The organism is uncultured Brachyspira sp. (genome assembly GCF_944390595.1).
GTDB lineage: Bacteria > Spirochaetota > Brachyspiria > Brachyspirales > Brachyspiraceae > Brachyspira.
This window is the reverse complement of the sequence record NZ_CALXRN010000103.1, coordinates 1-11,347: the sequence shown is the minus strand read 5'-3', so window position 1 is coordinate 11,347 and position 11,347 is coordinate 1. Positions and strand designations below refer to the sequence as shown.

Sequence of the window (11,347 nt, the reverse complement as noted above, 5' to 3'; positions counted from 1 at the left end):
ATAATAGAGTATTATTAGTAGAACTTAATATATTAAGGGGTTGTATAATGCTCAAGAAAATATTTATTGTAACATTAATGTTTGCATTTTCTTTAACATCAGTTTTTGCTCAAGAAACTACTACTACAGAAACAACAACTACTACTCAAGGTACTAAACCAAGAGAGGAGCTTTCTCAAAATTTTGTAGATGCTTTAGCAAATCAAGATGAAAAACTTTTAATTTCTGCTATAGAAAGCGGTAGTCCTCAAGTAAAAGCTTTATGTTTCAAAGCTTTAAGTGAAAAAGGTGCTAGTTCTGAAAATTTATTAAACGCAATTAATAGATATGTAAGTTATGGTTTAGACAGCACTTCTCCACAAAATTCTGATTCTATGGTTCGTTACCAAGCTTTACAAGCTGCTAAAGCTGCTAAATCAGAAAATTCTGTTAGATATATTTCTCAAATGTTATATGCAGAACAAGAAACTTCTAACATTATAGCTGCTGCTCAGGCATTAGGTGAAATAGGAAGCGTTCAAGGCGTAGCTCCTTTACTTTACCAATTAAGATTAGCTAAAACTCAAGGTATAGTATATGAAGTTGCTGTAGCTTTAGGTAAAATAGGCGATCAGGCTGCTTTAAGCGATTTAATAGATTTAGCTCAAAATGAACAATATTATATGGCTGTTAGACAGGCTGCAATTGATGCTATTAAAAACATCAAACCTTCTAGCGGAAGCGGTGAAACTACAACAACTACTACTACAGAAACTGATACAGCTGCTCAATAAGAATATTATTAAAATTAAAAATAAAAAACCTATCATTAATTTGATAGGTTTTTTTTTATTTTTATAATTTTTTTTATTTATATAAAATTATTATTTTGCGATAATATAGCAATTAGGTGTATACTATAACTTGATAAAATTAAATTTTATTGTTATAGTGTTATCTTAATTTTATAATGATAATTAAGGATTATTAATGATAAAAGTTGATAATATAGTTAAATATTATGGTGAGCATTTGGCTTTGAAAGGGGTTTCCTATACTATCAATAAGGGTGAAGTAGTAGGATTTTTAGGTCCAAATGGTGCTGGAAAAAGTACAATGATGCGTATTATAACTGGATATCTTCCTGCAACCAGCGGATATGTTTATTTAGATGATTATGAGGTTTATGACAATCCTATAGAAATAAAAAAGAGAATAGGATATATGCCTGAAAATGTTTCTCTATATACAGAAATGACTGTTATGGATTATTTAAGGTTTTGTGCTAAATTAAAAGGAATACCTGCAAAACATGTAAAAACAGCATTAGATAATACAATAGAGATAACAGGATTGACTAAGTACAGAAATAGAATAATAGGTCATTTGTCTAAAGGTTATAAACAGCGTACAGGTATAGCACAGGCAATAATACATGATCCGGATGTTTTAATATTAGATGAGCCTACAAGCGGACTTGACCCTAACCAATTAATAGAAGTAAGATCATTAATTAAAAGTTTAGGCGGAACAAGAACCGTTATACTTTCTACACATATATTAAGCGAAGTAGAAGATACATGCGAAAGAGCATTAATTATAGACAGCGGAGAATTAATAGCTGAAGACACAATAGAAGGCTTAAAAATGGCTATGGATAGAGAAATATTAGGAGGAAATATAGAACTTAAAGTAGCAGGCAGACATGAAGATGCTCTTCTATGTGTTAGAGAAGTTAATGGAGTTATACAAGCAGAAAGCAATTCTTATGGAGATATTATCATAGAATGTGAAAGAGGCAATGATTCCAGAGCGTCAATAGTAAAACATTTAGTTAATAATAATTTTGAAGTACTTGAAATCAGAGCTAAAGAAAGATCATTGGAAGAAGTATTTATTTACTTTACTGATAAAAAGAAAAATGAAGATTTTGATAAATCTAAATATATAAAAGATGATATTATAAATAATAAAACAGAAGCAACAGAAGAAAAAAACGATTTAAATAACAATTAAAGAGGTTAATAATGAGAAACATATATGTTATATTTTCAAGAGAGATTCAATCCTTTTATGTATCGCCTTTATACTATATATTAGGATTTATATATTTAGCATTAACAGGCTATTTCTTTACTATAGAAGTTTATTACAGCAGATTAGCTGTTATGGAAAACACAATGTACAATATTGGTTTCTTTACAATATTATTCCTTTCAATTCTTTGTATGAAATTAATAGCTGAAGAGAGAGCATCAGGTACTTTTGAGCTTATAATGACTGCTCCTATAACTTCATTACAATATGTTATAGGAAAGTATTTATCTGTATTAGTAGTATATGCTTCTCTTCTTGTTATGACATTTGTTTATCCTATACTTCTTATGATATTTGGAAAACCTGATATAGGAGTTATATTCAGCGGTTATTTAGGTTTATTCCTTCTTGGTACTGCTATACTTGGGCTTGGATTAATCGCTACAAGCATATCTAAAAGCCAATTAGTAGCTGCTATTTTAGGTGTATCTATGGGAATATTTGCCTACATAATAAATTGGCTTAGTGAAATGTTTACAGGAGCAAGCAAATTATTAAATGCTATTTCAATAACAACATACTTTTCTGATTTTACTAAAGGTATGGTAGATATACAAAACGTTATATTCTTTCTTATTTGGGCAGTTGCATGCATATCTATTTCAACTATGTTTGTGGAATCTTATAAATGGCAGTAAAAAATAAAGGTTTATAATAATGCTAAAAATAGTAGAATATACCCAAAACAATGACTTTGATAATGTAAAAAAATGTTTAGAAGAAGATAATACTTCATCCGACAGCAGAGATGAAAATTCAAAATTTACATTATTAATGATTTGTTCTAAAAAAGGGTATTTTGATATAGCAAAACTTTTAGTAGAAAACGGAGCAAATATTAATGCAAGAAGTAAAACAGGTATTACTGCATTAATGTTTGCCTGTGCTGAAAAACAAGTTCGCATTGCCAAATACTTAATAGACTCCGGTGCTGATGTAAATTTAAGAGACAGACCTTTATTTTCTGCTTTGCTTTATGCTTCACTTACAAAAGAACATGAAATAATAAAAGCATTAATAGAAGCGGGAGCTGACGTTAATGCTAAAAACTTTAAGTTAGTAACACCTTTAATGTTTGCTTCCGGTATAAATGATATAGATACAATTAAATTATTAATAGAAAATGGTGCAGATATAGAACATAAAAATAAAGATGGTGAAAGAGCTTTGGAATTTGCTATTCGTAAAGAACAAAAAGAAGCAGCAGATTATTTAAAAAACATTTCTAAGCCGCTTATTTAACTTGACAAAAAATATTTTTATTTATAATATATTAACTATATGAAATTAATAAATATCATACCATTTATTGACAGTCTACAGTCTACAGTCTACAGTCTACAGTCTACAGTCTACAGTCTACAGTCTACAGTCTACAGTCTACACTCTAAAAAATTATTATTACATTTTTCTTTTTTCTTGGAGAGAGATTATACTATACATGTATGCAAATATACTATTTTTAATATTAGGGGAATTCTATGAAAATAATAAACTATGATGATAAAATTAATGAAATAAAAATGGAAGATATAGTTTTTCATGGAATTAAAGATAGTTCATGTTTATATATAAATTGGGGATTATTAAGCGGTTGTAACTATAGATGTTCATATTGTTTTGGACAAGATTCCTTAAATAAAAAAGATTTTATTCCATTATATCAATTAAAATATGCTGTTGACCAAATATTTAAAATAAATGCAGAATATTATAGTTTCACTATAAGCGGAGGAGAAGCAACATATCATCCTGACGCTTTAGAATTAATAAAATATATATATTCATTTGATAAAAAAATTAGCATATTATTAATAACAAATGGTAGTAAAAATATTGAATATTTTGAAAAAATTATTTCGGCTGCTAAAAACAATATATTTTGATGCTTAATATCAATACATTTAGAGTATGCTGATATAAATCATATAAAAGATATAATAATTTTATTTAATAAGTACAAAGTGAATCTTAATTTTGCATTAATGCTTCATCCGGAACTTAAAGAAAAAACATATAGCTTTTTTAATGAACTGTATGAGCTAAAAAAGAATTATCATTTTCATTTGCAGTTAGATGAGTTAAGAACTCCACCAGATTTTTCTAATATAGATAAAAGATATGACAAAGATTTCTTTGATTGGATAGATAATGCTAGACAATTATTAAAATCACCCGAATTAAAAACAAATATTAATAATAACTATAATTTGCCAGTAGAATATTTTGAATTGGCAAATAATAATAAAATATCGATAAATCATAATTTAGCTCTAAGAAATAATTTGAAAAATTTTGGAAACTTTTATTGCTGCGGAGGCATCAATTTAATAAGTATATCACCTGATGGTTCATATAAAGGAGGTGTATGTACACAATTTCCTATAGTAGGAAATATATATACTGAAGAAATAGACATTAATTATTTATCTCATTTTGTTGTATGTCATATACCACAATGCGGATGTAATGCTAATGACGTTATAGCTAAATTTAGAAATTTTAAGGATGCAAAAGAATATGAATCAAACTATAGAAATAAAAATATGGAAGCTATTATGTCATATATACCTGATAGTTTAATAAAATTAAATAAACTTATAAATAATATAGATAAAAAAACTAATAAAATAATAGATACATTAGCTTGGTTTATTCCTACACGAAAAAGCAGAGATAATTTTAGAAGAAAATTTAAAATAAAAGAATAATTTATTAACATAAAAATATATTATTTATGATATAATTTTGTATTTTTAAAAATACAAATAAAAGAAATAATTATACTTTCTAATATTAAAAGAATATTAAATATTATAGTTCCAATATATACTTGATTATCTTTATCCATAAACGCAGTTAAATCTACTCCATAAGTATTTATATCATATAAAAGCATAATAAAGAAATAAGCACTAATTAATATATTTATGGATACAAATAAAATAATATGAACTTTATCCAATAGTTTTCTGTCTATATGAAAGTATTTAATCAAAAAAATTTTTATCATTTTTATAAAATAATAAAAAAGAGCAAATAATAACAAAGTTATTAAACCCATAGCAATTATTATCGGGCTAAACATTATTATTTCAAATATTAATACTTTCATAATTTTATCATACTATATATATGTATTTTGTCAATTATAAAAATATTTAACATAATTATTTATAATCTGTTGTATATGTTTATAAATTTATTACGGATATTATTATGCTAAAATATTTTATTTTTATATTTATAATATTAACTAGTATATTATATACACAATATAATATAGCAAATAAATATGATATTAGCAAAGAAGAAGACAGACTTTTTATATATTCAGAAAATGGTAATTATGATGGAGTTAAAGAATTATTAAAAAATGGAATAGATGTTAATATATTAGACAGCGATAAAATATCCCCTTTAATGCTTGCTTCATTTAATGGACATGAGGATATAGTAGATCTACTTATAAAAAAATGGTGCTGATATTAATATTTCAAATAATTTTGGATATAATGCTATCATGGCAGCAGTATCTCAAGGACATTTTAATATTTTCGATATATTATTGAAAAATGGTGCTAATATCAATAGTATTAATAATGATGGAAACAATATATTAATAGAAGCTTGCTTTTCTAAAGATATAAAAATTATAAAAAAAATAATAGATTTAGGCATAAATATAGATCATCAAAATAATATGGGCTATAGTGCCTTAATACAGGCAGTAATAAATGGAGATGAGGATGCTGTTAATATTCTGCTTGATAATTATGCTGACATCAATATCAAAAGTAATGATGGAAAAAATGCTTTGATGTTTGCTATTATTAGAGAAAATATTAATATAATTGATATTTTACTTAAACATAAACCTGATATTAATGTATATGATAATAATTCAAATAATGTTTTAGATTATGCATATAACACTAATAATAAAAAAATTATTAATATGATTATTCAATACTACGAGAATAATAATTTTTAAAAAATTCTATTTAGTTATCATAATTTATTTTTTTTATTAATTTCAATCCGATAAATAATTTACTAAATATCGGGATTTTTTAATGGAACAAGAGCATAATTTTACAAAAAATAATGAAAATTATGAAGCCCCAAATGAAAAATCCTCATCAAAAAGTATTATGTTAATATTATTTCTATTCATATCTATAGTAGCAGGAATATGCTATTGGATTTACAATAGAAATAGCTCATATTATGATAATCGCATTACAAATATTTACAGCAATTCCGCTTATGCACTAAGAAACTTTCAAATAAGCAATAAAAATGATATTTTAAACAGGTATAATATAAAAAAGAATTTAGATTATCTTATGGATATAAAATATGATGAATATATAGCTCCTCATGTTAATAACTTCAACTCAATAATAAATAACAATCCATTATTAAATTTAGATACAAGAACATTAATTATTATATTTGCAGGAACTATATTAACAATTTTAGCTTCCATATTTTTATTTAGAGGAAAAGAATTAGAGCCATCGGAAGAAAATATAGAAAATATAGAAAATATTGAAATAGAAAATAACAAAAAAGAAGATAAAAAATCAAGAGAATTTAATGATATAAAACCAAATGATATTATAGAAAATGATGATAATAAAATAATAAACACAAATTATGATGGTGATAAAGTTGTTCTTAATAATTATTATAAATACAATAAAAATGGAGATAATGTACTTTGGAATGTTGTAAAAAAAGATAAGAATAAAGTAATTGAAGAAAATGACATAAAAAAATTATCTATTATGGCATTGAGAGAGATAGAATCAGGAAATGATGAAAAAGCAATTAATTTGTATACAAAAATATTAGATATAGATAATGAAAATGTGCATATTCTAAAAAACAGGGCATTAGTTCAAAGTAAAAAATATCAGGAGACTTCTGATAATAAATATTTTGATTCTGCTTTAAAAGACTATAATAAAATTATCAATATTAATACACTTCAAGAAGAAGATAATACAGATGCTCTTAAGGACAGAGCTATACTTTATACAAAAAAATATCATTACACTTCAGATGAAGAGTATTTTAATTTAGCTTTAAATGACTATAATAAAGTTATAGAAAATAATAATAATATTGATGATTTAAGTACATTGCTCATATATTCAGATTTATATAATGAAAAATATAAAAATACTCACGATAAAAAATATTTTGATATGTCTTTGGATAATTACAACAAAGCTTTAAATATAGATAAGAATAATACATCTATATATATAAATAGAGGATGGTTATATTTAATTGATTATCAAATTTCTAATGATGTAAAAAGTTTAAATAATGCTAAAAAAGATATTGAATACGGACTTAACATAGAAAAGAATAATTTTTATTTATTAAATAACAATGGTATAGCATCTCTTTATAAATATAAATTAGAAAAACAAGTAAAACTTTTAAAAGAATCAGAATTTAATTTTTTAAATTCAATAAAAAACAATAAATCTATTTCTGTACTTGCAGAAAGTTATTATTATTTATCGCTAGTTTATGAAGAGTATTCAAAACTATCAACCATTACAGCAGAAAAAATGAAAGAATACACTGAAAAATCTAAACATTATTTAGACGAAGCTGTAAAATTAGGATATAAAGAAGCTTTAAAAACTGCAAATTAAATAAAATGGAGAAATTATGACTGTAGAAGAGTTTTGCAGTAAATATACTGTAAACAGAGAAAATACAAATTCAGAAAAATGGGAAACTATTAGAGATAAAAGATTTAATGTTTCAGGACTTACTCCTATGTGGGTAGCAGATATGGAATTTAAAGCTCCGGATGAAATATTAAATGCATTGCATGAAAGAGTATCTCATGGAGTATTCGGATACACAGTTATTTGGGACAGCTATTTTGAAGCTTTTTTTAATTGGCAGAAAAACAGATACAATATATCTTTAAAAGAAGATTGGATTTTCTTCTCCACCGGTTTAGTTACAGCTTTATATTGGCTTATAAATGCTTTCACAAATAAAAATGATAGCGTAGTAATACTTACTCCTGTTTATTATCCTTTTTCAAATGCAGTTAAAGATAATGAAAGAAAATTAATAACTGTTGATTTAAAAAATGATAATGGTATATTCTCTATAGATTTTGATATGCTTGAAAAAAAGATTATAGAAAATAAACCTAAACTTTTTATTTTCTGCAATCCGCATAATCCTGTAGGAAGAGTTTGGACAGATGAAGAAATAGATAAAACTTTTGATATATGCAAACGTCATAATGTTTATATAGTTTCTGATGAAATACATCAGGATATTAATTTGGGTATTAAACCTTTTATATCTGCCCTATCCATAAAAAATAAAGATAAATATATAGACAGACTAATAGTATTAACTTCACCTTCTAAAACATTTAATCTAGCATGCCTTTTAAACTCTCACATAATAATACCAAATGAAGATATGAGAAATACATATACAAAATACATAAATACAATCAATAAAACAGAGCTTAGTTTAATGGGTATGATAGCAGCTGAGGCAGGATACAGGTATGGAAGCGATTGGCTTGATGGGTTATTAAAAGTTATTAAAAGAAATTATGAATATATAAGAGATGAATTCGAAAAAGAAGTGCCAGAAATAGTAACTTCTCCTCTTGAAGGTACATATTTACCATTTTTTGATTTAAGAAATATAATTAATAAGGACAGAGTAAAAGAGTTCATACAAGATGACTGCAAAATAGCTGTAGACTTTGGAGAATGGTTTGGAGATAATTTTAAAGGTTTTATAAGAGTTAATATAGCAACAGATTTCAAATATATAGAACATTTTGTAAAGCAAACTGTTCGGCATTTAAAAAACAAAAGTTATAAATAATTTTATTCACCGCTTACTCTGCTGCATATACCTTCTAGTATTATATTATAATCTTTTGTATTTTCTATATTAAGAAGATGACCGGCATTTTCTACAATAAATAAATCTTTATCCGGTGCTGTTATAGTTTCAAAATATTTTTTTACTAATACAGTAGGAACCTGCCAATCATTAGCTCCGCATATAAAAAATATAGGTATATCAAAATTTTTAAAATTACTTATGTCATAGTCAATCAAATAATTTATTATATTTTTATTCAATTTTAATGTAGAATTAAAAACATCTTTAAATGAAAAAACAGGGCTTTTATGAATAATAGCCGAAAGTTTATCATTACCTTCATAATATCCGGCTAATTTATATTTTGCCTGAACTTCTCTAAAATCTTTAAATATTTTAAAAACATTGTCTTTATTTATGCAGTATGGATAATCATGCAGTTTATTTAATTTATCAATATATTTTTTATTTCCGCTTTTTTTTACAATATCAAAACAATAATCAAAACCTATCTTCTCCCCTACCCTAAAACTTACAACCTGTCCCATTCCAATATATGCAGAAACATAATTTTTATATTTCTTTATAAACTCCATTCCTAAAACACTGCCCCATGAATGCCCTAATATTATAATATGTTTTGAATTATATTTACCCTTTACATAATCAATAGTTTCTTTCAAGTCATTTATAAGAGTTTCTAATGTTATGCTGTCTGATAAGGATTTATTTTTTATTTGAGTTTTTCCCGCACCTCTTTGATCATAATAAATTAAATTATAATTCTGAGTATTTGAATGCATTTTATATAAAAAATAACTTTCGGTTTCTCCAGGTCCGCCGTGAAGAAATATCAATGATGTATTAGATTTTTTTGGGTAATGTATAAAATACTGCTTTATGTTATTTATATCAACATATTCTTCAAAAAACTCATTCATTTATTATAATCCTAATTATTAATTAATTAAATATATAATATAAATAATGATTACTGTCAACAATTTTTCTGTAATTAAAAAGTATATAATATTTATTAAATTTTATTTTTTAGAATTTTATAAAATACATACAATATTATCATAACCTTTTAATTTCGCTATATATAAGGCAGTTCTATTTCTATAAGATTTAGAATTTAGATTTGCACATTTAGAAATTAAAAGGTTTACAATTTCAGAATTACGTTTTTGTACTGCATACATTGAAAAAGAAAATTACAGAGTTTAGTATAAGTAATAAAGCTATGATATCAATAGTATAAAATAAATTACCTCTATTATAAAATATCATCATTCTAAAAGAAAAAGCAATAATATTAACAGATATAGCAATGACAATAACTGCAAATATATTTATTATAGTTTTTAAATTTTTATTCAAAATGATTTTTATTAGAAACAAATAAATAAGACAAATAATGATCTCTATTTACATAATCTTTTATATTTTTATAATCAATAAAAATTTTTTTGTATCCATTTTCTTTCATTATTATAATAAAGAAATCCGTTATACCAAAAATTAAATTATCTATATCAGAATAAAAATCACTAGGAATATTATATTTCCTTAATACTTCATCAGCATTATTTATTAAATCTTTCAAATAATAACTTATTAATTTTTGATTATTTAAATCATAAGTAAGAAAAACATTATTTATTATAAGTTCTTTATCATCTTGTATTTTTATAAATCTTTTATACATACAAATAGTTTTTTCATCGCAGTATAATATATTAAAAGCATATAAATCTTTAATTTTAATAAAATATTGTTTTAGTTCATAAACAGAATTTTTTTTCAATAATGAACTAACTTCATCTGAAAGTTCCTTTTCTTTTTTATCCTGAAAATCTTTTGAAAAATTAGATTCGCCATTAATATCAAAATTTATTTTTTCTTTATTATCTATAAAAGCATAATATAAGTTAAATAAATGCTTAATAATTATTGTAGTTAATTCTGTATAATTTTTTAAATACACAAATCCAGCTATATCAAAATTTTTTATATTTATTTTAGGCTCATTTATTAATTCAAAAACTCCTTCTATTCTTTTGGAATTAATATCCATAATGTATTCAATCTTTGAAAGATTTTCAGTTTTTAAATTTATATCTGCAATATTTTTTCTTTTTGAACTTATAAATTCTTTTTCAGTATCATAATCAAAAACTTCAATTTTTCTGCTGTTTCCTGCAATTTCATAAATACCAAATAAACCTGCATTATTTATAAAAATTTTACCCGTGTACAAATAATGAATACCTTCATCAATGTTTTCAAATTTATTTCCGTAAATGTATATATTATTAATCTTATCTTTAAGTATAATGAAAGTTATATCCTTTATATAAAAATAAGGACG

Annotated in this window: 13 protein-coding genes; 10 read left to right on the top strand and 3 right to left on the bottom strand. The window is 24.2% G+C overall.

The window, feature by feature from the left end; genetic code table 11:
- The first annotated feature begins 47 nt into the window (after positions 1-47).
- The 10 genes from Q0J90_RS05570 to Q0J90_RS05525 all read left to right on the top strand — a co-directional run bounded on the left by Q0J90_RS05570 (position 48) and on the right by Q0J90_RS05525 (position 8,970).
- Positions 48-773 (top strand): HEAT repeat domain-containing protein, encoded by a 726-nt coding sequence (locus Q0J90_RS05570; protein ID WP_297276959.1) that lies wholly within the window; start codon positions 48-50, stop codon positions 771-773.
- 196 nt (positions 774-969) lie between these two features.
- A complete protein-coding gene (locus tag Q0J90_RS05565; RefSeq protein WP_297276958.1) occupies positions 970-1,995 on the top strand; it encodes an ABC transporter ATP-binding protein in 1,026 nt (341 codons plus the stop codon).
- An 11-nt stretch (positions 1,996-2,006) separates the two neighbouring features.
- Positions 2,007-2,714 (top strand): ABC transporter permease, encoded by a 708-nt coding sequence (locus Q0J90_RS05560; protein WP_297276957.1) that lies wholly within the window; start codon positions 2,007-2,009, stop codon positions 2,712-2,714.
- A 19-nt stretch (positions 2,715-2,733) separates the two neighbouring features.
- Complete coding sequence (locus Q0J90_RS05555) at positions 2,734-3,318, top strand: ankyrin repeat domain-containing protein (protein ID WP_297276956.1); 585 nt, start codon at positions 2,734-2,736, stop codon at positions 3,316-3,318.
- A gap of 239 nt (positions 3,319-3,557) precedes the next feature.
- Positions 3,558-3,962, top strand: coding sequence for a radical SAM protein (locus Q0J90_RS05550; RefSeq protein WP_297276955.1), 405 nt, complete (start codon positions 3,558-3,560; stop codon positions 3,960-3,962).
- 78 nt (positions 3,963-4,040) lie between these two features.
- Positions 4,041-4,787 carry a hypothetical protein gene (locus Q0J90_RS05545; RefSeq protein WP_297276954.1) on the top strand — a complete coding sequence of 249 codons (747 nt, stop codon included), beginning with the start codon at positions 4,041-4,043 and terminating at the stop codon, positions 4,785-4,787.
- A 508-nt stretch (positions 4,788-5,295) separates the two neighbouring features.
- The gene (locus Q0J90_RS05540; protein WP_297276953.1) at positions 5,296-5,562 is read left to right on the top strand and encodes an ankyrin repeat domain-containing protein; all 267 of its coding nucleotides are present in this window, start codon (positions 5,296-5,298) and stop codon (positions 5,560-5,562) included.
- A gap of 37 nt (positions 5,563-5,599) precedes the next feature.
- Positions 5,600-6,070, top strand: a complete 471-nt coding sequence (locus Q0J90_RS05535; RefSeq protein WP_297276952.1) for an ankyrin repeat domain-containing protein — start codon at positions 5,600-5,602, stop codon at positions 6,068-6,070.
- Positions 6,071-6,152: 82 nt separating this feature from the next.
- Positions 6,153-7,754, top strand: coding sequence for a hypothetical protein (locus Q0J90_RS05530; protein ID WP_297276951.1), 1,602 nt, complete (start codon positions 6,153-6,155; stop codon positions 7,752-7,754).
- A gap of 16 nt (positions 7,755-7,770) precedes the next feature.
- The gene (locus Q0J90_RS05525; protein WP_297276950.1) at positions 7,771-8,970 is read left to right on the top strand and encodes a MalY/PatB family protein; all 1,200 of its coding nucleotides are present in this window, start codon (positions 7,771-7,773) and stop codon (positions 8,968-8,970) included.
- Between the two features lie 2 nt (positions 8,971-8,972).
- Here the strand turns inward: Q0J90_RS05525 and Q0J90_RS05520 are convergent, their stop codons facing one another.
- The 3 genes from Q0J90_RS05520 to Q0J90_RS05515 all read right to left on the bottom strand — a co-directional run.
- Entirely contained in the window at positions 8,973-9,914 is a 942-nt protein-coding gene (locus tag Q0J90_RS05520) for an alpha/beta hydrolase (protein ID WP_297276949.1), read from the bottom strand.
- Positions 9,915-10,031: 117 nt separating this feature from the next.
- The gene (locus Q0J90_RS14710) at positions 10,032-10,178 is read right to left on the bottom strand and encodes an ankyrin repeat domain-containing protein (protein WP_367173847.1); all 147 of its coding nucleotides are present in this window, start codon (positions 10,176-10,178) and stop codon (positions 10,032-10,034) included.
- A 170-nt stretch (positions 10,179-10,348) separates the two neighbouring features.
- The coding region (locus Q0J90_RS05515) for a hypothetical protein (RefSeq protein WP_297276948.1) at positions 10,349-11,347 on the bottom strand (999 nt) is incomplete at its 5' end.

What these genes read in the sequence shown, in the direction of transcription:
- Q0J90_RS05555 (WP_297276956.1), top strand. Translation starts at nt 2,734, where the DNA reads ATGCTAAAAATAGTAGAATATACCCAAAACAATGACTTTGATAATGTA.
- Q0J90_RS05530 (WP_297276951.1), top strand. Translation starts at nt 6,153, where the DNA reads ATGGAACAAGAGCATAATTTTACAAAAAATAATGAAAATTATGAAGCC.
- Q0J90_RS05550 (WP_297276955.1), top strand. Translation starts at nt 3,558, where the DNA reads ATGAAAATAATAAACTATGATGATAAAATTAATGAAATAAAAATGGAA.
- Q0J90_RS05570 (WP_297276959.1), top strand. Translation starts at nt 48, where the DNA reads ATGCTCAAGAAAATATTTATTGTAACATTAATGTTTGCATTTTCTTTA.
- Q0J90_RS05520 (WP_297276949.1), bottom strand. Translation starts at nt 9,914, where the DNA reads ATGAATGAGTTTTTTGAAGAATATGTTGATATAAATAACATAAAGCAG.
- Q0J90_RS05560 (WP_297276957.1), top strand. Translation starts at nt 2,007, where the DNA reads ATGAGAAACATATATGTTATATTTTCAAGAGAGATTCAATCCTTTTAT.
- Q0J90_RS05535 (WP_297276952.1), top strand. Translation starts at nt 5,600, where the DNA reads ATGGCAGCAGTATCTCAAGGACATTTTAATATTTTCGATATATTATTG.
- Q0J90_RS14710 (WP_367173847.1), bottom strand. Translation starts at nt 10,178, where the DNA reads ATGTATGCAGTACAAAAACGTAATTCTGAAATTGTAAACCTTTTAATT.
- Q0J90_RS05540 (WP_297276953.1), top strand. Translation starts at nt 5,296, where the DNA reads ATGCTAAAATATTTTATTTTTATATTTATAATATTAACTAGTATATTA.
- Q0J90_RS05525 (WP_297276950.1), top strand. Translation starts at nt 7,771, where the DNA reads ATGACTGTAGAAGAGTTTTGCAGTAAATATACTGTAAACAGAGAAAAT.
- Q0J90_RS05565 (WP_297276958.1), top strand. Translation starts at nt 970, where the DNA reads ATGATAAAAGTTGATAATATAGTTAAATATTATGGTGAGCATTTGGCT.